The organism is Frigoribacterium sp. CG_9.8, assembly GCF_015751965.1.
Lineage (GTDB): Bacteria > Actinomycetota > Actinomycetes > Actinomycetales > Microbacteriaceae > Lacisediminihabitans.
Genome location: NZ_JADOVH010000007.1, coordinates 62,084 through 85,526, shown reverse-complemented (window position 1 = coordinate 85,526; position 23,443 = coordinate 62,084). Strand labels below are relative to the sequence as shown.

Below are 23,443 nucleotides of genomic sequence, written 5' to 3'. Positions count from 1 at the left end.
AAGTAAAGCCCCTTAGGCCGCCGGATTCACGGGGGTCTTAGGGGCTTCACGGCCGTTGAACGCTGGCCCACCGAATTCACTAGCGACAATAGGTTGCCATCGTCGCTGACGCGCCCGTGCTGTCATCGCTCGCACCTCGCACCTCGCACCTCGCACCTCGCACAGCGCGGCCCCTCCCTTGACACCGGTAGTCCGGAGAAGTTAGCGTGCTCGCGTGGCTGGTCCTCCGACCATTCACGGTGATCACAGGGGATCCCGCACATGTCGTCGTATTCTCAGGGCCCGTCGCGTCCGCCGCTGCTGGAATCCACCATCGGCGATCACTTTGAGGGCACTGTGGCGCGATTCCCGCATCGTGATGCACTCATCGAGGTTGCGACCGGCAGGCAGTGGAGCTATACCGAGCTGAACTCGGTCGTGGACCGGTTCGCCCTCGGGCTTCTCGTCCTCGGCATTCAGCGTGGCGACCGGGTAGGCATCTGGTCCCCCAATTGCGCCGAGTGGACAGTCGTTCAGTATGCGACCGCCAAGGTCGGTGCGATCCTCGTGAACGTGAATCCAGCGTTTCGGACCGTCGAACTGGAATACGTGGTGCGGCAGTGCGGAATGCGCATGCTCATCTCCGCCCCCTCCGACAAAAACAGCGACTACCCGAACATGGCGCGTGACGCCCGCGCGAACTGTCCCGAACTGCGCGAACTCGTCTTCATCGACGGCGACGGCGACGGCGACGGCCGCCAGAGCCAGCCGGGCGAGTTCAGCTATGCAGCGCTGCTCGATGCTGGCGCAGACAGCTCTTCCATCGGACTTCGCGAGCGGATGGATGAGCTTTGTGCGAGCGACCCGATCAACCTGCAGTACACATCGGGCACGACCGGTTTTCCGAAGGGCGCAACACTCACCCACCGCAACATTCTGAATAATGGCTTTTTCATCGGCGAGCTACTGCACTACACCGAACATGATCGCGTCGTAGTCCCGGTTCCGTTTTATCACTGCTTCGGCATGGTCATCGGCAATCTGAACATCTACGCGCACGGGGCCGCTGCCATCATTCCGGGGCGCGGCTTCGCGGCATCCGCTGCCCTTCAGGCTGTTCAGGATCACGGTGGCACCTCGCTCTACGGGGTGCCGACCATGTTCATGGCCGAGCTGGCCCTGCCGGATTTCAGCGACTATGACCTGTCCACCCTGCGCACCGGGGTGATGGCTGGCTCCACCTGCCCGGTCGCCGTGATGAACCGGGTGATCGGCGAGATGAACATGGTCGATGTGGCTATTTGCTATGGCATGACGGAGACCTCACCTGTGTCGGCAATGACCCGAAGCGACGACACGATCGAACGTCGCACATCTACGGTTGGTCGCACGATGCCGCACCTGGAGAACAGGATCATCGATCTGCAGACCGGTGACATGGTGGCGCGCGGCGAGATCGGTGAGCTGTGTACCCGCGGGTACAGCGTTATCTCCGGCTACTGGGATGAGCCGGAGAAGACTCGAGATTCGATCGACGACGAGGGATGGATCCACACCGGCGACCTCGCGAGCATGGACACCGAGGGGTACATCACGGTGGAAGGGCGCATCAAGGACATGGTGATTCGCGGGGGTGAGAATATCTACCCGCGCGAGATAGAGGAATTCTTGCTTCGACACCCGCGCATCCACGATGTGCAGGTGATCGGTGTTCCCGATGAGAAGTACGGCGAGGAACTGATGGCCTGCATCATCCTCGCTCCAGGAGCCGACACGTTGACCGCCGAGGATGTCGCCGAATTCTGCCGCGGGCGCCTTGCCCATTTCAAGGTGCCCAAGTACACGGATGTCCGTGAGAGCTTCCCCCTGACCGTCTCGGGCAAGATTCGCAAGATTGACATGCGGAACGAGGCGATCGCGCGCCTAGCCGAAACGATTGTGGTGCCAGAGCCGGAGCCAATATTGAATTCGAGCCGGCGCGAGTCGAGAACGGTCGTGGCTGAGGTCGATTCACACGGCTCCCTGCCGTGACAATCCGTGCGAGCAGCCGGGCATCGCGTGCCCGGCGGGCGCTCACATATCCCTTAACATTCGAAAGTATGTTCTACTAATTGCATGGGAGAGAACAAGCGCTACGGCGGTGCGATCGGGCGCGAAATCGAAGAGGCCGTAGTGCGCCCACGGCCGATCGGTCTCAGTGACGCGGAGCTCGACCTAGCTCACCATCCCATGACTGAGGCGGATGCCCCGATCGCGGTGCGCGCGTACGTCCGGTTCCACGAATCGGTCATCCGACCGGATTGTGAAGCCATCGGCTGGACCGACCGGGCGGTCAAGATCCGCCTGATGATACGCAATGGGCCGGTAAGCGAAGTGTGGGTGTGGGCGTCCGCCGTAGAGCGGCGTGAGCACCCATAGCCGAGCGCTCAGCGCCGAGCGCTCAGCGCCGAGCGCTCAGCGGATTGTGACCGCACCCGGCTGCGGGTCTCCGGCTGCGGGTTTAGGGCGTCGCGGCCTTGCATGCCTCGACGAATGCGGTGATATCACTCGCGGATACCTGCGCTGGGGAGTCGGCGACCTTCTGCATGCTGGCGATGAGGTCGGTAGCCAGCCCGGATGCTTCGGCTGCTTTCAGCAGATCGGTCACCCGCGCTTGGTCCTCGGCGCTGATCGTTCCGTCGGCCAGCGGGGCACAGATTCGTTTGGTCAGCTCGGCGCTCACGGCCGCCTTCGCAGTGGTGGCCACATCCTTGGCCCCATCCGACACCGCGGTCTCGAGCTGCGAACACCCGACCAGGGCAAACAGGAGCGGCACAACCAGCAATGCAGGGAGGCGGTGTCGCGGGGATGACGAATTTTTCACAGTTGCCTCGTTTTGTGAGCGGTCGTGTCGTGGGCTGTCGTTTCGCGAACGGTCGTGTCGCGAGCGTTCGCGATGAGCAAGTCGCGCTGTGCGGTTAGCGAATGCCTATCCGAACAGCTCGCCGAGCCAGTTTTCACGCTTCTTCGGGCGGTACCCGTCGCGGCTGTCACCGTTGCGGCTGTCTCTGTCACGGCTGTCACTGTTGCGGTCGCGGTCGTTGTATCCGCGGTCACTGCGTTCGCCATACTGGCCCGAACCCTGTTGTTGGGTCGGGTATTGCTGCGGCAGCGCGGTGGGTGCTTGGGCGGGTGCGGGGGTAGCGACTGCGGCGAATTCCTTCTCGGCACGGTCGATAATCTTGTCTAATTCGCCGCGGTCGAGCCAGACGCCGCGGCACTCCGGGCAATAGTCGATTTCGACGCCGCCGCGCTCGCTCATTACGAGGGTGGCTGAATCTGTTGGACATTTCATGAGCTGTGCCTCCAGGTCGTCGTTCCTGAAGCCTAGGGGCATACGCAGGGAGATTTCCTGAGTGGCGATGCCACCCGATTCCCCAGCCAGGTGTGTGCCATAATCTGCTTATGGATGCGGATAAGCAGGTTTGTGGCCGGTACCCGGATAGCCAATATGTCGAGTTGGCAGTTGAGATCTTCGGGATGCTCGCCGACGCGACCCGGGTGCGAATCATTCTCGCCCTCCACAACGAGGAACTCGCGGTGAACAATCTGGCTGACATCCTCGATAAAACACCGGCATCGGTGTCGCAGCACCTCGCGAAACTGCGTCTGGCCCGGATCGTATCCACTCGCCAGGTGGGCACGCGAGTGTTTTACAGCCTCGCCGACGAGCACGCGAATCAGCTCGTCAGCGCCGCGATCTTCCAAGCCGAGCACAGTCTCGGCGGATCCCCCCGGCACCACCATCCCATTGATCGACAGGTCACCACATGAGCACTCCCCGCGACCATTCACATGACTCCGATGTCCACGACCACGACCACGACCACGCGCACGACCACGGGCACGACGACCACGGGCACGACGACCACGCGCACCACGCGCACGACCACGCGCACTCACACCCGGGCGGCATCAAGGGATTCTTCTACGGGTTGTTCGTGCCTCACACGCACGACGCTGCCGACTCGATCGATGACGCCCTCGAGGCCAGCTCGCAGGGTGTGCGGGCACTCAAGATCAGCCTCTTTGTGCTGCTCGCAACCACCATCCTGCAGTTCTTGATCTTTCTCATCAGTGGCTCGGTCGCCCTGCTTGCCGACACGATCCATAACTTCTCAGACGCACTTACCGCGGTGCCGCTCTGGATCGCATTCATCCTCGGCCGCCGCATCGCCACCCGGCGCTACACCTACGGTTTCGGGCGCGCCGAAGATCTCGCCGGCCTATTTATCGTTGCTGTGGTCGCGCTCTCCGCGATCGTTGCCGCCTGGGAATCCATCGATCGCCTGTTCCACCCGCAGAGCCTGCAGAATCTCTGGCTTGTCGCCGCCGCCGGATTGATTGGATTCATCGGCAACGAAATCGTCGCCATTTACCGCATCCGGGTCGGGCAGAAAATCGGCTCAGCAGCTCTCGTCGCCGATGGCGTCCATGCGCGACTAGACGGGTTCACTTCCCTCGCAGTGTTGCTCGGGGCCATCGGTGTCATGCTCGGGTTCCCGCTCGCCGATCCGATCATCGGCGTCGTCATCTCCGCCGCCATCATCGTGCTGCTCTGGGGAACCACTAAAAGCATTGGGCGGCGACTCATGGATGCCATCGAGCCTGCGCTTGTCGACCGCGCTCGACACGCTCTCGAGGGCATGCCCGGAGTCATCTCCGTATCTCGAATCCAGCTCCGTTGGGTCGGACACCGCCTGCAGGGAGCGGCAACCATCCACGTCGCCGACGCACCTCTCTCCACTGTCGAAGGCACGGTAAAACACGCAAGGCACCGTGTGAGTCATGCCCTCCCGAACCTCGATGATTTGTCGATCACCGCAGCCACTCCGGTGAAACCGCATGCCGACGGCTGAGTCTCCTGCGTGGTCAACCCGGTGATGCCCTAACCCAGCTTGATTTGCCACTCGTGTGCTAAGAATTGCCAACCGGAGGCGGATGCTCCGGCACTTCTCGTTCACTATCGAATGGATGCACTATGGCCCAGCTGCACATCAAGTCAGGCACCAACTGGGCCGAGACATACGCGCGCTGCCGAACCGCGGCTCCGGAATCGTTCGATCCGGGGAGCCTTCGCAACCTGATCGGGGGCGACTGGGTGCCAGCCGGGGAATCCAGCGTGCACAGTTCACCCATCGACGGCACGCTGATTATTGGGCCTCCGCGCATCGATCACCAAACCGCAGTCGATGCGGTCGCTCTGGCCGCTGAACAGCACGCTATTTGGCGGGGGACACCGCTCGCCGAGCGAGTGGCTAGGGTCACGCACGCTGTTGACCTGTTGGAATCGCAGCGCGATCTGCTGGCAATGCTGCTGGTCTGGGAGATCGGCAAACCCTGGCTGATCGCTCTGGCCGATATCGACCGGTGCATCGATGGAGTGCGCTGGTACCTGGAGCAGATCCCGCGTCAACTCAGGGTGGGCACCTCCGAGGAACGCACTCCGCTGTCCGGCCCGGTGTCCAACATCGCGTCATGGAACTATCCGATGAGCGTGCAAGTTCACGCCGAACTCGTGCAGATTCTTGCCGGGAACGCGGTGATCGCGAAGACGCCATCGCAGGGCGGTTTTCATACGCTCACCCTGGCCCACGCGATGATGCACCGAGCGGGTCTACCCGTGACCCTCGTTTCCGGGGTCGGCGCCGAGCTCGGCGACGCCCTCATCCAATCGCCCCAGATCGGGGCTCTCGCCTTTGTCGGAGGGCGTTCCAACGGGCGCAAGGTCGCCGTCACCCTCGCGGATACGAACCGTCGACACATCCTGGAACAGGAGGGACTGAATGCCTGGGGAATTTGGGAGTTCTCGCAGTGGGATGTGCTCGCGGGCCATCTGCGCAAGGGATTCGAGTACGCCAAACAGCGCTGCACCGCCTACCCGCGATACGTGATCCAGCGCCGGCTGCTACCTGAGTTTCTTGATGTGTACCTGCCCATGGTGCGCGATCTCAAATTCGGGCATCCGCTTGCGGTCGCAGATGATGATGACGCGCTGCCCGTGCTCGACTTCGGACCGGTCATCCACGCCACCAAGGCCACTTCCCTGGTGAGCCAGTTCGAAGAAGCCCTCGACAAGGGAGCCGCTCCTATCTACTGCGGGATCCGCGAGGATGGCCGGTTCATTGTCGGCCAAGACACCAGCGCCTACATAGCTCCCGCAACAGTGCTCGACCCGTCGACATCGTGGTCGCTTCACCACGCCGAGCCCTTCGGACCCCTCGACTCGATTGTTCTCGTCGACACCGAAGCAGAACTCCTCGCTGCCATGAACGTGAGTAACGGCAACCTGGTTGCATCCATCGCCACCGACGATCCGGATTTCGCAACCCGGGTCGGCCACGAACTGCGCGCGTTCAAGGTCGGGGTCAATCGCCCGCGAAGCAGAGGGGACCGAGAAGAGGTATTCGGCGGCCTCGGCGCCTCCTGGACCGGCGCATTCGTTGGCGGGGATCTGCTCATCGACGCGGTGACCGAAGCGCCCGCAGACGTCACTGAGCATTTGTTCGGAAACTTTCCCAGCTATTCGAAGCTGCCGGTGCGCTGATTCGGCGGCTCACGCGAATCCGGCGGCTAAAGCAGGTCCGTCCTCTACAGCGGGTCAGTCTTCTAGAGCGGGTCTGGCGGAGTCGGCGGATCGATGAAGTCGCCGGCCTGTCGCCTGAAACGGGCGAGGATGCGAACGAGGTCGGAGAGATCCTGCGGTGACATTCCCGGCTGCTCAAAGACCGTGGAGTTGAGAGCGGGTGACGCTTTCGTCACCACCTGGCGGCCGGTCACCGTGATCGTGACAATGGTTGCGCGACCGTCGGTGGGGTGAGCGGATCGAGTCACCAAGCCATCGCGCTCGAGCCGATCCACGGTGTTCGTGACGCTCGTCGGGTGCACCTGAAGTCGCGCACCGGCGCTCGCCATCGGCAACTGCCCGTCCTTGGTGAAGCTGAGCAGCGTCAGCATCTCGAATCGGGCGAACGACAGGCCGAACGGCTTGAGCGTGCTCTCGACCCGACCGAGCATGAGCTGCTGGGCGCGCATGAGAGAGGTGACGGCGGCCATGCCATCGGCGGCTTCCCGCCACCCATGGCTCAGCCACTGGCGTTTCGCTTCGGCGATCGGATCGCTGAACAGTGGCGTCGATGCTGCCATCCGCTGAATCCTCTCGTCCGCTCGGTCCACTTACGGTACAGGGGATTGCTACTGCCGTTGATGCTTCGCCTGGGTGTGTATGCAGATGGGTAAAGTAGTAGGAACTAGTTGTATCTGTTCGGAGTCACAACTAAATTGTTCTGGGCGGGTCTGCCGCGTAGCATCGGGTTCAGTTCGAAAGATTGGCGCATCAATGAAGATCATCGTGCTGGTAAAGCAGGTGCCCGACACCTGGGGCGAGCGCACGCTCAACACCGCAACGGGCCAATTGGATCGCGCGGCGAGTGACGCTGTCATCGACGAGATCGATGAACGAGCGCTCGAAGTTGCACTCCAATTCAAGGATGCCAACGATGCCGAGGTAATCGCGCTCTCGATGGGCCCGTCGAGCGTCACCGAAGTGCTGCGCAAGTCGCTGGCGATGGGAGCGGATGCCGCCCTGCACGTGCAGGACGACGCACTCTCCGGATCGGACCTCTCCCGCACGGCCGCGGTGCTCGCAGCGGCGATCACCAAGAGCGGCTTCGATCTCGTGATCGCCGGAAACGAGGCGACGGATGGTCGCGGTGGCGTCATCCCGGCGATGATCGCTGAGCACCTCGGGGTGCCGAGCATGACCTACCTCGACTCCTCCGAGATCGTGCCGGGCAGCATCCGCGGCGTTCGTGGCGATGAGCACGGCACTGTTGCCGTGCACGCCTCGCTTCCCGCGGTCATCTCGGTGACCGAAGCCTCGGCCGAGCCGCGTTTTCCCAACTTCAAAGGCATCATGAGAGCTAAGAAGAAGCCGCTGGATGTCTGGTCCCTTGCCGACCTCGGGCTCGATGAGTCCGGATACGCGCCAGGCACCGAGATCACCCGCACGACCGAGCGCCCGGCGCGCACCGCTGGCACGAAGATCGTCGATACGGGAGACGCGGGCATTCAGCTCGCTGAGTTCCTCGCCGCCGGCCGCCTGATCTGAGTGGGGAAATAGCCATGACACACGCACTCGCTTTCATCGAGATCTCCGCCAGCGGCGAGATCCGAAACACCGCAGCAATGCTCATTGCCGCCGCCGCCCAGCTCGGTACGCCGGTCGCGGTGGTAGTTGCGGCTCCGGGAACGGGTGACGCAGTGACCGCACAGCTCGGTGCACTGGGTGCCGCCCAGGTCTACCTGGCCGAGACCGACACGGCCGGCAGCCTGCTCGTCGCCCCCCAGCTCGCGGCGCTGGAGGCGGCATCCGCAGCTCTTCAGCCGTCAGCCATCGTGCTCGCGCATTCGATCGACGGACGTGAGATCGCCGGCCGGCTCGCCGTTCGCCTCCGCACCGGGCTCCTGGTGGATGTTGTCGATGTGCGCTCCGAGGCTGGTAACGTCATCGCCACCCACTCCGTCTTCGGTGGCGGGTACACCGTCGAGGCCACCGTGCCAGGCGGTGGTCCCGCGATTGTGACCGTTCGCCAGGGTGCGATCGAGGCTCGAGCGGATGCGACAACGGCGACTCTCACAACAGAAGCGGTCATCGTGGACGCCGCTTCGGCTGCGGTCATCGATGCCGTGCACGACGCCGTCGTGGCAACGGATCGACCTGAACTGCGAGGGGCGGCGCGCGTCGTGTCCGGTGGACGCGGACTCGGTTCGCAGGCCAACTTCGCCCTGGTCGAGCAACTCGCTGACGCGCTCGGAGCCGCCGTGGGAGCATCCCGTGCTGCGGTGGATGCCGGATACGTGCCTCAGACCAGCCAGGTGGGCCAGACCGGCATCACCGTCTCCCCCCAGCTCTACATCGCGCTCGGAATCTCGGGCGCGATCCAACACCGAGCGGGTATGCAGACCGCAAAAACCATCGTCGCGATCAATAAGGATGCCGACGCTCCGATCTTCGACATTGCCGACTTCGGTATCGTCGGGGACGTGTTCACCGTGGTGCCGCAGCTCATCGAAGCCCTCGGCACTCGCGCAGAATGATGGCACTGTCGCAGACGATATCCGGCTTTCGCTCGAGCCGGTGGTTCGCGCTGGTGTGGATCGCGCCAGCCGTTCTCGCAGGGCTCTTCCTGCTGGTTCTCGCCGCGCGCGGAATTCGGGCGAGTGAGGGCGGCCAGTCGTTTGTGACGGCGTTCCCGGGAGAATCGGCGCTGCCCTGGTTCGCCCCGGTGGGATTTCCGGCCTGGCTCGCCTGGCAGCACGGGCTCAACGCCTTCTTCCTGCTGTTCATCATTCGCAGCGGTTGGCTCGTGCGCACCACCAAACGGCCGGATGCCTACTGGACTCGTAACAACTCCGGCCTGATCAAGACACCGGGAAAACCGGTGCGAATCAGCCTGAACCTGTGGATGCATATCTCCATCGACACCCTGTGGCTGCTCAACGGCGTGCTGTTTTACGTGCTTATTTTTTCCACCGGGCAGTGGACACGCATCATTCCGACCCGCTGGGATGTCTTCCCCAACGCGATCTCGGCAGCACTGCAGTACGCCTCGCTCAATTGGTCGGTCGAGAACGGCTGGGTCAACTACAACTCCCTCCAGGTGCTCAGCTACTTCTTGGTGGTCTTCATCGCGGCGCCGCTCGCGTTGATTACCGGTATCCGGATGTCGCCGGGTCTTGCGGTGCGCTTCGCGCCGCTCGACCGGATCTTCCCTCTCCCGGTCGCGCGAGCGATCCATTTTCCGGTCATGATCTTCTTCGCCGCGTTCACCGTCGTGCACGTGACCCTCGTGCTGGCCACTGGGGCGATCAAGAATCTGAACCACATGTACGCCGGCAACAACGGCTACGGCTGGGGCGGATTCTGGATCTTCGCGGCCTCGATTGTAATCATGGTCGCCGCCTGGATCGCGGCGAAGCCGATCGTTCTGCGCGCGATTGCCGGCACTTTCGGACATGTGGGCCGCTAGAACTGCCAGGCCGCTAAACCCGCCAGGCCGCTAAAACCGCCAGGCCGCTAGAACTGCCAGGGGTAGGGCGACCAGTCGGGTTCGCGCTTTTCGAGGAAGGCATCCCTGCCCTCCACCGCCTCATCCGTGCCATAGGCGAGGCGGGTGGCTTCGCCCGCGAGCACTTGCTGGCCGGCGAGTCCGTCGTCGATCGCATTGAGCGAGAACTTGATCATGCGGATCGATGTCGGCGACTTGCCCAGGATGGTGCGTGCCCAGTCCAGAGCACTGGTTTCGAGCTGCGCGTGCGGCACAACGGCGTTGATCGCCCCCATGTCGTAGGCCCGCTGCGCCGAATACTCCTGGCCGAGAAAGAAGATCTCGCGGGCGAACTTCTGCCCGACCTGGCGGGCGAGGTAGGCGCTTCCGTAGCCTCCGTCGAACGACCCGACGTCGGCATCGGTCTGCTTGAACCGTCCGTGCTCCGCGCTCGCGATGGTGAGGTCACAGACGACATGCAGCGAGTGCCCGCCGCCTGCAGCCCAGCCCGGCACGACGGCGATGACGACCTTGGGCATGATGCGGATGAGTCGCTGCACCTCGAGAATGTGCAGGCGGCCCGTCGAGGCGCTGCCGTCTGCGTACTGGTAGCCGTCGCGACCGCGGATCCGTTGATCGCCGCCCGAGCAGAACGCCCAGCCGCCGTCTTTCGCACTCGGGCCGTTACCGGTGACGAGCACGACCCCGATGGCGCTGTTCTGCCGCGCGTGATCGAGTGCGCGGTAGAGCTCATCCACCGACTGAGGTCGGAATGCGTTGCGCACTTCCGGGCGATTGAACGCGATGCGGGCGATGCGGCCCGTCGTGTCGTGGTGGTAGGTGATGTCCGTGAGTTCGCCGAAGCCATCGACCTCATGCCACACGGTGGGATCGAACAGTTCAGAGACGAAAGCCATGTGCCCAGAATAACGAGAACCGCTGTCGCGCCGCCCCGACCGTTGGCAATTGGCAGGTGGGTGCGGGTCAGAGCAGCGCGGCGCGACGACTGACCCAGAGGGCATACTGCGCCCACGGGTCATCCACTCCCGCCCTCAGCTCGCTGGTGTGTTGAAACAGGGCCTCGTGCTGCTCGAACCATTCGGTGCGGGGGATGCGATGGCCTGCGAATTGCGCGTGACGTCGCTGCTCGACGAGCCGGTCGCCGCGCTCGAAAGCCAGAATCTCCTCGTGGGGCAGGCTCGCGAGGCGACGACGCGGGTTGCCGGAGGTGCCGATCTTGATGCGGCCCCGGAAGCGGATGTAGTAGACGACATCCACTCGCAGTGCCGATGCGTCGTGGTCGGGGATGTCGCCGACCTTCCATTCGCAGATGGCACAGAGCCAGCCCGAGGGGTAACAGACGCCGAGCCGGGAGCCGCAGGCGAGACAAGGGGAGGGGAGGCGGTCCGTCACTCCAACGCGGCGCGCGACCCAGTCGTGTGCCGCCAGCAGGTGCCTGCCGCACAGGCCGAGTGCGGAATCGGGATCAGCATCCGCGTGGCACGGGCCACTTTTCTCTGCAGCACATTGGATAACAACACATTGCGTCATAACGGCACGCTAGCGACTGCCTCCGACGCCGACTGCGCCACTCTCATTCGGCGTAAAAGCCGCCCGTGTAAGCTTTCCGAGACTTGCGCAGCCCCGCGCTGCTTTTTCCCTCACGTTATGCGCCCCGCCTGGCCTCGCCGAAAGGATCCGCCATGAGTGACCTTCGCCCTCGTTCGCGCTCGATCGGCGGCATCGCCCGTCATGGCCGTTTGCGGTCGTCCCGTCCGATTGTCACCGTGCTCAAGTTCGTCGGGGCTGCGATTGCCGTCGTCGCCGTGAGTGCGGCATCCGTGGCCGGCATTGCCGTGGCCGGAATCGCTAGCAAAATCAATTCTGTGGCTCTGCCCGGAGAGAAGCAGGGCCCCCCGCCGGACCTCGGATCGTTCGAGGGTGGCTTCAACGTGTTGATCGTGGGCAGCGACACCCGGGCCGGCCAGGGCGGGCAGTTCGGCAAGGACGACGGAGTGCTCAATGACGTCACCATGCTCGTGCATGTGTCCGAGGATCAGTCCAACGCGGTGGCCGTGAGTATCCCGCGCGACATGGTGGTGCCAATTCCCGCCTGCCCCCGCGAAGACGGTAAGGGCAATTACAACTCCATGTCTGCCCAGCCGATCAACAACACGCTCGCCTACGGTGGGCTCGCCTGCACCGCACTCACAGTTGAGAAGCTCACCGGGCTCAAGATCCCGTTTGCGGCGCTCATCACCTTCCAGGGTGTCATCCAGATGTCGACTGCCGTCGGTGGTGTGCCGGTCTGCGTCAATGGTCCGCTCATCGACAACTACAGCGGCATCAATCTGCCCAAGGCCGGCAGCTACACGCTCGCTGGAGCGGATGCCCTCGCCTTTTTGCGCAGTCGCCACGGCGTTGGAGATGGCAGCGACCTCGGCCGCATCAGTTCGCAGCAGGTATTTTTGTCTTCTCTCGTGCGCACAGTGAAGAGCAATGACACCCTCACGAACTTCACCAAGCTGTATGGCATCGCCACGGCGGCCAGCCAGAACATGACGCTGTCGAACAGCCTGAAGAACGTGAACACCATGGCGTCACTCGCGCTGGTGCTGAAGGGCATCCCGCTCGACCGAATCACGTTCGTGCAGTACCCGGGCACGACCGGCGTCAGTGGGGTCTATGAGGGCAAGGTGGCACCACTCACCAGCGTCGCGACCGCACTGTTCGCGAAGATCAAGGCGGATGAGTCGTTCAGCCTCGACTCCGGCACGGGACGTGGCTCTGTCGCAGATCCAAACACCTCGCCGGAGCCTTCGGCATCCGCGACCCCGGCACCATCATCCTCCGCGAGTGCCCCGGCTCCGACGCCGACAGCGGATGCAGTGACCGGGGTCCTTGGACAGACCGCTGCGGACTACACCTGCTCCAAGGTGAACAGATAAGCGGTCACCCGAATCCGGGAGCAAGAGGTCCCACCGCCACGGCGACGAATGGGCCTTCGTTCAGAGTGCCGCTATGATTAGAGACGTCTACTGGGAGCTGTCGCATAGTTCGGCCTAGTGCACCACCCTGCTAAGGTGGAGAGGGGGCAACTCCTCCGTGGGTTCAAATCCCACCGGCTCCGCACTGTAAAACCGCTTCTGAGAAGCATGGTTCCCCTCGAATGATGATCGTCGAGCAACACCTGGTCCGAGACGATGCGGCTAAAGCAACTTCATGGCGACCACAGCTGCGGTCGAGTTGGCGGTCACGCGGTTTGTCGATCAGCGGTCCGCTCCCGGCCGTGTGCCTCCACCGGAGGACTTCGACATCACTGGTCCTGCGGTGCACTCAGCCTCGTGAATTTTCTGCAGGCCGGACTAATTCGACCTGCCACTGCCCGTTGAGACCTGCCCGTTGAGACGGTGCGGGGTTCTCGAGTGACCTGCGTCATGCCCGCGCAAACCCCTGTCCAGGGGTGATGTTCCGGTTGAGAATCTGGGTTAACAGGCTTGTGGGCTAAAATCTTTAGCTATGCCCGAACCTGGGCAACGCTCCGTTAGCCGAGTTGACCTCTATGAGAGAAGCCGAAATGTCGAGAAAACTTAGCCGGACCGACAGCAAAAAGGGCGCTGATACGGCGTCTGAAGGAACGAAAACTCCGCTTCTGCCGCGCCGATTGAAGGTGTCCGACGTCAACGTGGTCGACCAGTCTCGCCTAAAGAAAGCACTCGGTGGGACCATCGTCGGCAACACGATGGAATGGTACGACGTGGGGGTGTTCGGTTACCTGATCACGACGATGGGCCCCGTGTTCTTGCCGGAGGCTGACAAGACCGTGCAGACGCTATTCCTGCTCGGCACTTTTGCGGCCACATTCATCGCCCGCCCGTTCGGTGGTGTCTTCTTCGGCTGGCTTGGCGACAAGATCGGTCGCCAAAAGGTCCTTTCAATGACGCTGATCCTGATGGCCGCCTCGACTTTTGCGGTTGGTCTGCTCCCGAGCTACGCCATGGTGGGAATGCTCGCCGCGGTGCTTCTGGTTTTCACAAAGCTCCTGCAGGGATTCTCGACCGGTGGAGAGTACGCCGGCGCCACAACTTTTGTCAGTGAGCATTCTCCCGATAAGCGCCGCGGATTCTTCGCAAGCCTGCTCGACATGGGTAGCTATCTGGGTTTCGCCATCGGTGCCGCGCTCGTTTCGGTGCTTCAGATAACGCTGGGACAGTCGGTAATGGAGGACTGGGGCTGGAGACTTCCGTTCCTTATCGCCGGGCCCCTTGGCCTCATCGCTATCTGGTTCCGAATGAAGATCGAGGAATCCCCCACCTTCCTGGCAACTCTGGAGGCGAAGGATGTCCACGCTGGCAACTCGACCGCGGCCGAAGTTCCTGCAGCCAACGGCCCCCTGGCAATCTTCAAGGCGCACTGGCGCGGGATCGTCGTTGCGATGATCCTTGTCGCAGCCGCCAACACGCTCGGGTATGCGCTCACCTCGTACATGCCGACCTACCTGACCAGCACCAAAGGATATGACGAACTGCAGGGCACTCTGCTGACTATCCCGATCCTGGTGATCATGTCGCTCTGTATCCCGCTGACCGGCAAGCTTTCCGACAAGATCGGTCGCCGTCCGGTGCTCTGGATGGGTTCGATCACCGCCATCGTGTTCTCAATCCCGGCGTTTTTGCTGATCGGCGTCGGTGAAATTTGGTCCACCCTGCTCGGCCTCGCGCTGATTGCACTTCCCGTGACGTTCTATGTGGCGAACCTCGCCTCGGGCCTCCCGGCGCTGTTCCCAACCAAGAGCCGATACGGGGCGATGGGAATCGCGTACAACTTCTCTGTCGCAATTTTCGGTGGCACCACACCATTCATCATCGCTGCGCTGATCGCAGCCACCGGTGATGACATGATGCCCGCCTACTACCTGATGGGCACCTCCGTGGTCGGTGGTATTGCCATCTTCTTCATGCGGGAAACCGCCGGGCTGCCATTGCTCGGGTCGATGCCGAGCGTGGACTCTGTGCACGAAGCCCGGCAACTCGTCGCCACCCAGGACGACAACCCCAACCTGAACACCGACCAGATGCCCTTTGACGATAGCTATGAGCCACCCAGCACGTCGATTGAGCTTGTGGTGCTCGATGATGAGCCCGAGCCGCTCAAGGTTTAGTCGCACTGCTCAGTACGATCTGCTCAGCACAACCTGCTCAGTACACGAGCACCTCTGGCATCAGGTGGCACCAAGTTGAGGTGAGTGAGACAGACCAAGGGGCGCGCCTATTTCGCTACCCGGGTCCGCCGCGGCGCCAACACGAAAAGTGAAACGAGAGCTGCCAAAGCGATCGTCGCGGCGAAGATGGCAGCGAGGTGGAGTTGGAGAGGTCCACCGGCGTACATCGTCACTCCTACGGCCACAAACGTCAGGCTCAGCACGGCCAGTGCGCCTCGCTGCTGTCTCCGCAGTCCGATCAGGATGAGCAGTGCCGGCACCACAAACAGCACGATGCTGGCACCCCCCATCGCATTCACCAGGCCAACGAAGGGCTGGAGCGCGGAAGCCCCGTTGTAGAGCCCCCGGGAGAACATAGCGGTGCAGTGAAAGAGGAGCCCAAGAACTCCCACCCCGACCAGCACTGCGTCCAGGATCGAGAGTCTCACCGCTCGACCCATGACCGGCAGCTGCGGCACAACGATCCGTGCCAGCACAATGAGGGCGGCACATACGGCGAGGGTGATTGAAAGTCCAGCGGTCATGAGATCGCTGCTTTCGGGCTGTCGAGAGGGTGCGGCGTCGTGAAGTTCACCCGACCAGTATGAACACCTCTCGTGAGAGCACGTCCGGCGCGGCGAATCCAGGCGATGCGCCGGTGCGCGTTGCAAACCTCCGTCTACGCGGTGTCCCTTCACTTTCTGCCCTCTGATCAGGGGTTCAGATGGATCCTGCGGTCGGAAAGAGAATAAAGTCCCCCGACTTCGCGGCTATGCTCTGACAAATCATCAGATGACCGTGTCGCAGTTGGTCGATCGCTGGTGCATAACCTGGAGCCACCATGACAGACCCGAAACCGGTGTTCCGCGTCGGATGGACATTCATCCCGATCGTCTACCGCTCGATTGCCGTCGTAGCCGGATCCGGCCTTGTCCTGTCCATGGTCGGCTGCGCTGGCGCGGCGCCTGCGGTCGACTACATCCCAACGGCAAAACCACGCAGCTCCACCAGCGCACAACCATCGGCATCGCCGGCACCGGCGGTGGGTTTCACCGAGAGTGACCCGGGAGATCCGTCGACGGTGACCGGATCCACAGATCCAACCGCGGTGGCAATTTCCGACGGCACAGCGACGAACACCACTGCGATCGCGCTCCTGGCAACGCTCGCAGTCAAGGGCAAGGCACCGAAGACCGGGTACGACCGCACCGCAAACTTTGGTCAAGCCTGGTTGGATGTCGACCGCAACGGCTGTGACACCCGCAACGATATCCTCGCCCGCGATCTCATCACCACCGTGAAGGCTGGATCGTGCAAGGTTCTCAGCGGGTCGTTCATCGAGCCGTACACGGGTCGGAGCATGAATTTTTTTCGCGGCAACACCACCTCCACTCTCGTGCAGATCGACCACGTGGTCTCTTTGTCAAACGCCTGGCAAACCGGTGCACAGCAACTGTCCCAATCGCAGCGGTTTACTTTCGCCAACGATCCGCTCAACCTGCTCGCCGTCGACGGTCGTTCGAACAGCCAGAAGGGCGACGGCGACACTGCCACCTGGTTGCCGTCGAACAAGGCGTTTCGCTGCGACTATGTCAGCCGGCAAGTATCGGTGAAGGCAACATATGGACTGTGGGTCACTCAGGCTGAGAAGGAAGCCATGGTGCGAATCCTCAGAGACTGCCCGAACGCGCGTGCCTTGACCTCCTCATTTGCCCCCGCACCGGTCGGGGTCGTGCCGGTGCCTGCTCCAGCCGTCCCTGCTCCAGGGTCCACTTTCTATGCGAACTGCACAGCGGTGCACGCAGCCGGAGCCGCGCCGATCCGCGCGGGCGATCCTGGATATGCACCGAAATTCGATCGCGACGGTGACGGTGTGGGCTGCGAATGAAACGTGCCTGACTGCGACCACAGGTGACCAAACCCAGGTGCAGCGTGACCGGCGGCTCGGGCTGCGTCTAGTGTTAAGATCGAGCACTACCCCACACCTGGGGGGTTTGGCGTCGCTGCCGGGTGCACTGAGGAGGCACTGTCGTGATGGTATCCAGCGGCCTGAAGATCGACTGGACCCAGATGCCGACCTACAACACGATTATGGCGGTGGCGGCGGGGGCTGCTCTGCTGACGCTGGTCTGGTTTGGGCGTTCGCTGCTGAAAAAAGAGGTCACCCACCTGGAAGGTTGGTCGCTCGCTCTCGCCGTGCCGGGTGCAATCCTCACCCTGACTGGCTTGCACATGACACTCACGTGGCCGTTTGCGAAGTATTTCCCTTTCGACAACATCATTTTTGGTGAGCCGAGTCTCGCCTTCGGTGTGCTGCTGCTCGCCGGTGCCCTCTACCTGTGGAGACGCGGCACGGTGATCGAGGCGTCGGGTGATCCGCTGATGCACCTGTCGAAAACCGTGCGGCCGCTATCCATCTTTATCTTCGGGATGGTCTTGCGCTCGGGGCTATCGCGATCGCGGGCCTGGTCTTCCAACTTTTTGCAGCGCCGCCGGAAGAGCCGATCAGCGGGGCGTTCGCAAAATACCCGTGGGTCGAGGCGATCTTCATGTCTGGACCTTTCGGCATCACCGGTGTGGGCGCCGTGCTCTTCCCATTCGCTCTGCCGAGGAAGACACAGCCACCGACCGGAACGCGGTTGCAGCTGTTCATCGCAATTCTCTGGGGATTGAGCGGATTCGCACTACTCGTTTTCGGTGCGCTCAACTACTTCACCCACATCGGCCTCATCCTCAACACCATGTGAGAAGACGCCCATCCCTCCCGCAGCCAGCGCCGTGCGCCGTGATGGCCGTTGTCTGGAATTGCGGTCGTGTTCGCCCAATGCGGGCAACCTGCGCGGCTAGGGGAAGGCAATTTGCCCCTCCCGTTCCCGATCTAAGGACACATTGTTATGACGAAGACCAGCACTTCTCTTGATTGGGTGACCACTCTCGTCTCCTACGACACCACGAGCCGCTTTTCCAATCTGGAGTTGATCGACGTGATGAGGCAGGCGCTGGTCGCGCTCGACCTCGATCCGGTGCTCGTGCCGAACGCCGACGGTACCAAAGCCAATCTGTTCGTCACCATCCCCGCCCACGACGGCTCCATGACCGGCGGGGTCATGCTCGCCGGGCACACCGATACGGTTCCCGTGGACGGCCAAAAGTGGGATAGCGACCCGTTCGTCGCCGAGATCCGCGGTGACCGGCTCTACGGCCGCGGCACGGCTGACATGAAGGCGTTCAGCGGCGTGATCCTCAGCATGCTCCCCGAATTTCTGGGGCGTCGCCTCAGCGCGCCGCTGCATCTGGCCTTCACTTATGACGAAGAGGTGGGATGTCACGGCGCCGTCACTCTGCTGAAGGAGCTCGCGTCGCGGGGGATCAGCCCAGATATCTGTTTCGTCGGCGAGCCCACCAGCATGCGTCCGGTGTCGGCCCACAAGAGCAGCTACCTCTACCGGGTGAGCGTGACGGGGCTCGCGTCGCACTCTTCGAACACTCCCAACGGTGTGAATGCCATCGAGTACGCCGCGCGCGCTATTGCGCTCATTCGGCAGATTGCCGACCAGCACCGGCTGGAGGGTCCGTTCGATACGAGTTTCGAGGTTCCGTACACGACCGCGAACGTTGGCATGATCGACGGCGGTGTGGCGGTGAACACGGTGGCTGACCGGTGCGAGTTCGAGTTCGAGTTCCGCACGATCCCTGGTGTGGATCCAACCGGGGTGATCGGGGCAATTACGGACTTTGTTCTCGGCGACCTGCGCGCGGCGATGCGTGAGGAGAACGCGGCCGCAGACATCCGCATCGATGCCATTGGTGCCGTGCCGTCATTGAGTGCCGATGGCACGGGTGCCGCGTTACACCTTGCGCAAGCTCTCACCGGGAGTTCGGCAGAGGATGCCGTTGGCTACGCCACAGAAGCCGGCCTGTTCCAGCTGGCCGGAATCGATACTGCGGTGTGTGGCCCCGGAAGTATCCGGCAAGGGCACACGGCAAATGAGTATGTGGAGCTCGCGCAGATCCAGGCCTGCGAAGAGTTCATGCTGGCGTTGGCCGAGCACCTCTCCGCCGACTGATTCTTGTCGAGTGCACCTACGCCCGCAGTTTCCCGCGACGTTCACGAAAAGAGACCGCATGACTGACCGCACACCTGACCTCTCCTCCGTCGCGACAACGGCGCCTGACACGCTCGAGCTGATCGAGCGCAAGAAGCAGGCGCGAAAGGCCGTGATCGCGGCCTCGATCGGGAACGGCCTCGAATGGTTCGATGTCATCGTGTACGGCACCTTCGCCGTGACAATTTCGCGGCTGTTCTTTCCCACCAACGATGCGACGGTGTCGCCGCTGCTCGCCTTCGGCTCGTTTGGGATTTCGTTCATCATGCGTCCGCTCGGCGGGATATTCATTGGTCGCTACGCCGATAAGTCGGGCCGCAAGGCTGGCATGCTGGTGTCGATCTCACTGATGTTCCTCGGCACGCTCATGATCGTACTTGCGCCAACCGCCGCCATGATCGGCGTGGCTGCTGCGGTGATCATTCTGCTTGCCCGCTTGCTGCAGGGCTTCGCGGCGGGCGGGGAATTCGGCACGGCTACTGCCTTTCTGGTTGAGCACGCACCGAACCGCAAGGCGTTCTATGCCAGCTGGCAGGTCGCAACCCAGGGGGCGGCGATTCTGCTCGCCGGAGTGTTTGGGTTCTTCCTCAACACCTATTTGAGCGCGCAGAGCCTCAGTAGCTGGGGCTGGCGGGTGCCATTTATCTTCGCCCTGCTGATCGGACCGGTCGGGTGGTACATCCGCTCAAAGATGCAGGACACTCCCGAATTTCTGGCCATGGAGCCGTCGAAGTCCCCTCTCAAGGACACCTTTGTGGCCAACGGCGGTCGGCTCTGGACGATGGTTGGCGTCGTGGCACTCGGCTCGGTGAGCATCTACACCGCCCTCTACATGCCCACCTACGCAACAGTCAACCTCGGGATGTCGCCACAGATCGCATTTGTCTCGACACTCGTGTTCGGTGTCGTGATGACCTTCGGGTCGCCGTTCATTGGCCGGCTCTCGGATGCGGTGGGCCCGGCCCGCGTGATGACCTGGGCCGCGATCGGCACGATTGTGCTCGGGATTCCGCTGTTCGTATTGATCAACGCGAGTCCAACGCTGTGGACCATCGTTGTCATCGAGCTCGTGCTCGGGGTGCTGGCCACGGGCTATTTTGCGCCGCTGCCCGCCCTTATCTCAACCATCTTCCCGGTGCAGGTGCGCACCACGGGCATGTCCCTCGGCTACAACATCGGGGTGACGGTATTCGGTGGTTTCGCGCCGGTCATACTCGTCGCCCTGATCGCGTCCACCGGGTCACTGCTCGTGCCGGGGTTCTATCTGGTGTCCATCGCGGCACTGTCGCTCGCGAGCGTGCTCGTGTCGCGGAAGGCGTTTGCACAGCGCTAGTGGAGCCCAGCGGTAGCGGAGCACAGCGAGGCTCCGAGTGTGGGTGACAACTGGGGCCGGGCATCCGAGGTTTCAGGCTGTCGTTTCGAGACTGCCATCGACGAGCTTGACGATCATCGAACAGTCTTTTGCTGCGTTGCCTGAGTCGATCAGGCGCTGGAATAGCTGCTGCACATGCTCGCCGATCTCCAGGGGGATATCGACGGCGACGGCGGCGGCGATGGCGAGGTTTATGTCTTTGTTGGCCAACTCGGTGGTGAAGGTGGGAGCGAAGTCGTTGTTTGACGCCGCGGTGGGAACCACTCCAGCCACCGGGTACCACGTGCGCAACGCCCAGCTGTCACCGGAGGAAACGGAGGCGATATCCCAGAACACCTGCTTGTCGAGACCGAGGCGGTCGGCAAGTACGGCCCCCTCCGCCGCTCCAGCCAGATTAATAAAAAGCATGAGATTGTTGCAGATCTTTGCCGCCTGGCCGGTCGTCGCGGCTCCGGTGGCGATGATGTTGCCCGACATCGGCTCGATATAGGCGCTGGCATCTGTCACGGTGGATGCTTCCCCGCCGATCATAAACGTGAGGGTGCCGGCCTGGGCGCCGCTCATCCCACCTGACACCGGGGCATCCACGAAGCGGAAGCCGGCGACGGCAGCGGCATCGTGCAGAGCCCTCGCAGACTCCATGTCAATCGTTGAGGAGTCCACCAGCAGTGTGCTCGTGCTGGCGTGCGCCAGAACGCCATGGTCACCGAAGTAGACCGCTCGAGCATGTTCACCCTTTGGCAGCATGGTGAAGAGAACATCAGCGCCATCCACGGCTTCGGCAATGCTGGTGACGGGTCGGATGCCAGCCTCTGCGGCCGCGCTGACCGCCTCAGAGTTGAGATCGAACCCGCGTACAACGTGCCCAGCCTTGACCATGTTGGCTGCCATCGGGCCGCCCATGTTTCCTAATCCGATCCACCCGACTGTAGCCATTGGCGTGAGCCCCCTTGCTTTTATCGGGCCGTGGCCCGTCCATCACCTGTCGCGCGGGCCATCAGCCTACTTCGCCGCCGTGGCCAACCGCTCCTGCGTGCGCCGCACATCCTCGGCATCGACATCATGCAGCGAGATTCCACGGGTCTCCTTGAGCGTGAGCACCGTGACGGCGGTGATGATGCAGGCGGCCATGAGGTACAGCGCGACCGGTACTGAAGACCCGAACGCACTCAGCAGGCTGGTGGCGATGATCGGGGAAAGAGATCCAGCCACGATGGAGGTCACCTGGTAGCCGAGCGAGACCCCGGAGTACCGCATCCGGGTGGGGAACATCTCCGCCATAATCGACGGCTGCCCGGCATACATCATCGCGTGGAAGAGGAGGCCGATGGTGACCGCTGCCAGGATGAAGGCCTCGTTTCCCGTGTCCATCATCGGGAACGCGAAGAACCCCCAGGTGCCACCGAGAATCGCACCGGTCAGGTAGACCGGGCGGCGGCCGAGCCGATCAGACAGCCGGCCCACCAGAGGCATCGCAGTGAACTCGATTGCGCTGGCGACCAGCAGCAGAAGCAGGATCCGAGTGGTGTCGAACTCCACCACCACCTTGAGATAGGTGAGCGAGAACGTGATCACGATGTAATACAGAATATTTTCCGCAAAACGAAGCCCCATCGCGGTGAAGACGGCGCGAGGATAGTGGCGGAAGACCTCGATCATGCCGTAGCTCTTCTCGGCGGTAGAGGCCTGTGCGGCCTCGCTTGCCTCCCGAACTTCCCGCGCCTCGACGAAGATCGGCGCGTCACTCACCTTGGTACGGATGTAGTAGCCGATGGCGACGATGATGACGGAGAGCCAGAAGGCGACGCGCCAGCCCCAGCCGAGGAAGGCCTCGGTGGAGAGGGTTGCGGAGAGCAGGAAGAGCACGCCGGTGGCGAGCAGATTGCCCATCGGTACGGCGGCTTGCGGCCAACTCGACCAGAATCCGCGGGACTCGTTCGGGCTGTGTTCCGCAACCAGCAGCACTGCGCCGCCCCATTCGCCGCCTACCGCGAAGCCCTGAACGAAGCGCAGGACCACCAGCAGCGCCGGCGCCCAGTAGCCGATCTGGTCGAAGACGGGTAGGCACCCCATCAGGAAGGTCGACCCGCCCACCATGATCAGGCTCAGTTGCAGCAGTCGCTTTCGACCGTACTTATCTCCGAAATGTCCGAAGACAATGCCGCCGATGGGCCTCGCAAGGAAGCCGACGGCATAGGTGATGAAGGCGGCAATGATGCCGTCGAGCTGGCTGCCTGTCGCAGGGAAGAACAGTGGCCCGAAAACCAGAGTGGAGCCCGCCGCATAGAGAAAGAATTCGTACCATTCGACCGTTGTGCCCGCCATCGAGGCAATCGCGACTTTTTTCAGGCCTGACGGTGCAGTCTGGGAGTGTCTCGTTGCGGCATTGGGTGTACTCATCCAGCACTCCTTCGGTGTCTTCGCTGACACACTTCGCTTGGGTGCAACCGGCGACAGATCCTCGGTGTCCTGCATAAGTTGCACTTACGAGCGTGATCTCCGGGGGCAGGCGCGTCAATGTCCTTTTGTGCATCGGGCATCTGCAAAAATACACATCCGCGAGCGCGTGCTCGCGATCGCACTGACGCCTGCGCAACGCGGTAGTTGTTCCTCTGCGGCACGGCTGAGCCTGTTCGAGCGTGTTCGAGCCGACAGAGACCTGTCGAACAGGAACACACGCGGCTGAAAGGAGACAGGA

Annotated in this window: 21 protein-coding genes, 1 tRNA gene and 1 pseudogene; 15 read left to right on the top strand and 8 right to left on the bottom strand. The window is 62.6% G+C overall.

Annotated features, from left to right (window positions below):
* The first annotated feature begins 261 nt into the window (after positions 1-261).
* On the top strand, positions 262-2,010 hold the full coding sequence (locus tag IWX88_RS13100; RefSeq protein WP_196830983.1) for an AMP-binding protein: 1,749 nt from the start codon (positions 262-264) through the stop codon (positions 2,008-2,010).
* A gap of 84 nt (positions 2,011-2,094) precedes the next feature.
* Positions 2,095-2,397 (top strand): hypothetical protein, encoded by a 303-nt coding sequence (locus IWX88_RS13095; RefSeq protein WP_196830981.1) that lies wholly within the window; start codon positions 2,095-2,097, stop codon positions 2,395-2,397.
* 82 nt (positions 2,398-2,479) lie between these two features.
* Here the strand turns inward: IWX88_RS13095 and IWX88_RS13090 are convergent, their stop codons facing one another.
* Both IWX88_RS13090 and IWX88_RS13085 read right to left on the bottom strand, forming a co-directional pair.
* Positions 2,480-2,794 carry a hypothetical protein gene (locus IWX88_RS13090; RefSeq protein ID WP_231369283.1) on the bottom strand — a complete coding sequence of 105 codons (315 nt, stop codon included), beginning with the start codon at positions 2,792-2,794 and terminating at the stop codon, positions 2,480-2,482.
* A gap of 153 nt (positions 2,795-2,947) precedes the next feature.
* The gene (locus IWX88_RS13085; RefSeq protein ID WP_196830977.1) at positions 2,948-3,313 is read right to left on the bottom strand and encodes a zf-TFIIB domain-containing protein; all 366 of its coding nucleotides are present in this window, start codon (positions 3,311-3,313) and stop codon (positions 2,948-2,950) included.
* A gap of 110 nt (positions 3,314-3,423) precedes the next feature.
* On the opposite strand from IWX88_RS13085, the gene IWX88_RS13080 reads away from it, so the two are divergent.
* From IWX88_RS13080 to IWX88_RS13070, 3 genes are all read left to right on the top strand, one after another.
* Positions 3,424-3,792, top strand: a complete 369-nt coding sequence (locus IWX88_RS13080) for a metalloregulator ArsR/SmtB family transcription factor (protein WP_196830975.1) — start codon at positions 3,424-3,426, stop codon at positions 3,790-3,792.
* On the top strand, positions 3,789-4,877 hold the full coding sequence (locus tag IWX88_RS13075) for a cation diffusion facilitator family transporter (protein ID WP_196830973.1): 1,089 nt from the start codon (positions 3,789-3,791) through the stop codon (positions 4,875-4,877). Before IWX88_RS13080 ends, IWX88_RS13075 begins: the two co-directional genes overlap by 4 nt.
* Positions 4,878-4,999: 122 nt before the next feature.
* Positions 5,000-6,565 carry an aldehyde dehydrogenase family protein gene (locus IWX88_RS13070; protein WP_196830972.1) on the top strand — a complete coding sequence of 522 codons (1,566 nt, stop codon included), beginning with the start codon at positions 5,000-5,002 and terminating at the stop codon, positions 6,563-6,565.
* Between the two features lie 62 nt (positions 6,566-6,627).
* On the opposite strand, the gene IWX88_RS13065 is transcribed toward IWX88_RS13070, so the two are convergent.
* A complete protein-coding gene (locus tag IWX88_RS13065) occupies positions 6,628-7,164 on the bottom strand; it encodes a MarR family winged helix-turn-helix transcriptional regulator (RefSeq protein ID WP_196830971.1) in 537 nt (178 codons plus the stop codon).
* A gap of 193 nt (positions 7,165-7,357) precedes the next feature.
* On the opposite strand from IWX88_RS13065, the gene IWX88_RS13060 reads away from it, so the two are divergent.
* From IWX88_RS13060 to IWX88_RS13050, 3 genes are read left to right on the top strand one after another with little or no spacing between them, the layout of a single operon-like run.
* Positions 7,358-8,128, top strand: coding sequence for an electron transfer flavoprotein subunit beta/FixA family protein (locus tag IWX88_RS13060; RefSeq protein ID WP_196830970.1), 771 nt, complete (start codon positions 7,358-7,360; stop codon positions 8,126-8,128).
* 14 nt (positions 8,129-8,142) lie between these two features.
* Positions 8,143-9,117 (top strand): electron transfer flavoprotein subunit alpha/FixB family protein, encoded by a 975-nt coding sequence (locus IWX88_RS13055; protein ID WP_196830969.1) that lies wholly within the window; start codon positions 8,143-8,145, stop codon positions 9,115-9,117.
* The gene (locus IWX88_RS13050) at positions 9,117-10,049 is read left to right on the top strand and encodes a cytochrome b/b6 domain-containing protein (RefSeq protein ID WP_196830968.1); all 933 of its coding nucleotides are present in this window, start codon (positions 9,117-9,119) and stop codon (positions 10,047-10,049) included. Before IWX88_RS13055 ends, IWX88_RS13050 begins: the two co-directional genes overlap by 1 nt.
* Before the next feature lie 47 nt (positions 10,050-10,096).
* Here the strand turns inward: IWX88_RS13050 and IWX88_RS13045 are convergent, their stop codons facing one another.
* Both IWX88_RS13045 and IWX88_RS13040 read right to left on the bottom strand, forming a co-directional pair.
* Entirely contained in the window at positions 10,097-10,984 is an 888-nt protein-coding gene (locus IWX88_RS13045) for a 1,4-dihydroxy-2-naphthoyl-CoA synthase (RefSeq protein WP_196830967.1), read from the bottom strand.
* 67 nt (positions 10,985-11,051) lie between these two features.
* The gene (locus IWX88_RS13040; RefSeq protein ID WP_196830965.1) at positions 11,052-11,618 is read right to left on the bottom strand and encodes a GIY-YIG nuclease family protein; all 567 of its coding nucleotides are present in this window, start codon (positions 11,616-11,618) and stop codon (positions 11,052-11,054) included.
* A 152-nt stretch (positions 11,619-11,770) separates the two neighbouring features.
* Here IWX88_RS13040 and IWX88_RS13035 point away from each other — a divergent pair, with 152 nt between their 5' ends.
* From IWX88_RS13035 to IWX88_RS13025, 3 genes are all read left to right on the top strand, one after another.
* Complete coding sequence (locus IWX88_RS13035) at positions 11,771-13,015, top strand: LCP family protein (protein WP_196830963.1); 1,245 nt, start codon at positions 11,771-11,773, stop codon at positions 13,013-13,015.
* A gap of 93 nt (positions 13,016-13,108) precedes the next feature.
* Positions 13,109-13,197, top strand: a tRNA-Ser gene (locus IWX88_RS13030).
* A 447-nt stretch (positions 13,198-13,644) separates the two neighbouring features.
* Positions 13,645-15,228, top strand: a complete 1,584-nt coding sequence (locus tag IWX88_RS13025; protein WP_231369282.1) for an MFS transporter — start codon at positions 13,645-13,647, stop codon at positions 15,226-15,228.
* Between the two features lie 107 nt (positions 15,229-15,335).
* Here the strand turns inward: IWX88_RS13025 and IWX88_RS13020 are convergent, their stop codons facing one another.
* Entirely contained in the window at positions 15,336-15,812 is a 477-nt protein-coding gene (locus IWX88_RS13020) for a hypothetical protein (protein WP_196830959.1), read from the bottom strand.
* 296 nt (positions 15,813-16,108) lie between these two features.
* Here IWX88_RS13020 and IWX88_RS13015 point away from each other — a divergent pair, with 296 nt between their 5' ends.
* The 4 genes and pseudogenes from IWX88_RS13015 (at position 16,109) to IWX88_RS13000 (ending at position 20,706) form a co-directional block, all read left to right on the top strand.
* Complete coding sequence (locus IWX88_RS13015; protein ID WP_196830957.1) at positions 16,109-17,155, top strand: DUF1524 domain-containing protein; 1,047 nt, start codon at positions 16,109-16,111, stop codon at positions 17,153-17,155.
* 146 nt (positions 17,156-17,301) lie between these two features.
* Positions 17,302-18,014: pseudogene (locus IWX88_RS14335) on the top strand (DUF981 family protein).
* Positions 18,015-18,161: 147 nt separating this feature from the next.
* Positions 18,162-19,334 (top strand): acetylornithine deacetylase, encoded by a 1,173-nt coding sequence (argE, locus tag IWX88_RS13005; protein ID WP_196830956.1) that lies wholly within the window; start codon positions 18,162-18,164, stop codon positions 19,332-19,334.
* 58 nt (positions 19,335-19,392) lie between these two features.
* Positions 19,393-20,706, top strand: coding sequence for an MFS transporter (locus tag IWX88_RS13000; RefSeq protein WP_196830954.1), 1,314 nt, complete (start codon positions 19,393-19,395; stop codon positions 20,704-20,706).
* A gap of 72 nt (positions 20,707-20,778) precedes the next feature.
* On the opposite strand, the gene mmsB is transcribed toward IWX88_RS13000, so the two are convergent.
* Both mmsB and IWX88_RS12990 read right to left on the bottom strand, forming a co-directional pair.
* Positions 20,779-21,681 (bottom strand): 3-hydroxyisobutyrate dehydrogenase, encoded by a 903-nt coding sequence (mmsB, locus tag IWX88_RS12995; RefSeq protein ID WP_196830953.1) that lies wholly within the window; start codon positions 21,679-21,681, stop codon positions 20,779-20,781.
* 66 nt (positions 21,682-21,747) lie between these two features.
* Complete coding sequence (locus IWX88_RS12990) at positions 21,748-23,145, bottom strand: MFS transporter (RefSeq protein WP_196830952.1); 1,398 nt, start codon at positions 23,143-23,145, stop codon at positions 21,748-21,750.
* Between the last annotated feature and the right edge of the window lie 298 nt (positions 23,146-23,443).

Coding starts and splice junctions, on each gene's coding strand:
- IWX88_RS13050 (WP_196830968.1), top strand. CDS start 9,117: ATGGCACTGTCGCAGACGATATCCGGCTTTCGCTCGAGCCGGTGGTTC.
- IWX88_RS13040 (WP_196830965.1), bottom strand. CDS start 11,618: ATGACGCAATGTGTTGTTATCCAATGTGCTGCAGAGAAAAGTGGCCCG.
- IWX88_RS13070 (WP_196830972.1), top strand. CDS start 5,000: ATGGCCCAGCTGCACATCAAGTCAGGCACCAACTGGGCCGAGACATAC.
- IWX88_RS13015 (WP_196830957.1), top strand. CDS start 16,109: ATGACAGACCCGAAACCGGTGTTCCGCGTCGGATGGACATTCATCCCG.
- IWX88_RS13095 (WP_196830981.1), top strand. CDS start 2,095: ATGGGAGAGAACAAGCGCTACGGCGGTGCGATCGGGCGCGAAATCGAA.
- mmsB (WP_196830953.1), bottom strand. CDS start 21,681: ATGGCTACAGTCGGGTGGATCGGATTAGGAAACATGGGCGGCCCGATG.
- IWX88_RS13100 (WP_196830983.1), top strand. CDS start 262: ATGTCGTCGTATTCTCAGGGCCCGTCGCGTCCGCCGCTGCTGGAATCC.
- argE (WP_196830956.1), top strand. CDS start 18,162: ATGACGAAGACCAGCACTTCTCTTGATTGGGTGACCACTCTCGTCTCC.
- IWX88_RS13065 (WP_196830971.1), bottom strand. CDS start 7,164: ATGGCAGCATCGACGCCACTGTTCAGCGATCCGATCGCCGAAGCGAAA.
- IWX88_RS13020 (WP_196830959.1), bottom strand. CDS start 15,812: ATGACCGCTGGACTTTCAATCACCCTCGCCGTATGTGCCGCCCTCATT.
- IWX88_RS13060 (WP_196830970.1), top strand. CDS start 7,358: ATGAAGATCATCGTGCTGGTAAAGCAGGTGCCCGACACCTGGGGCGAG.
- IWX88_RS13085 (WP_196830977.1), bottom strand. CDS start 3,313: ATGAAATGTCCAACAGATTCAGCCACCCTCGTAATGAGCGAGCGCGGC.
- IWX88_RS13075 (WP_196830973.1), top strand. CDS start 3,789: ATGAGCACTCCCCGCGACCATTCACATGACTCCGATGTCCACGACCAC.
- IWX88_RS13055 (WP_196830969.1), top strand. CDS start 8,143: ATGACACACGCACTCGCTTTCATCGAGATCTCCGCCAGCGGCGAGATC.
- IWX88_RS13080 (WP_196830975.1), top strand. CDS start 3,424: ATGGATGCGGATAAGCAGGTTTGTGGCCGGTACCCGGATAGCCAATAT.
- IWX88_RS13000 (WP_196830954.1), top strand. CDS start 19,393: ATGACTGACCGCACACCTGACCTCTCCTCCGTCGCGACAACGGCGCCT.
- IWX88_RS13035 (WP_196830963.1), top strand. CDS start 11,771: ATGAGTGACCTTCGCCCTCGTTCGCGCTCGATCGGCGGCATCGCCCGT.
- IWX88_RS13045 (WP_196830967.1), bottom strand. CDS start 10,984: ATGGCTTTCGTCTCTGAACTGTTCGATCCCACCGTGTGGCATGAGGTC.
- IWX88_RS12990 (WP_196830952.1), bottom strand. CDS start 23,145: ATGAGTACACCCAATGCCGCAACGAGACACTCCCAGACTGCACCGTCA.
- IWX88_RS13025 (WP_231369282.1), top strand. CDS start 13,645: ATGTCGAGAAAACTTAGCCGGACCGACAGCAAAAAGGGCGCTGATACG.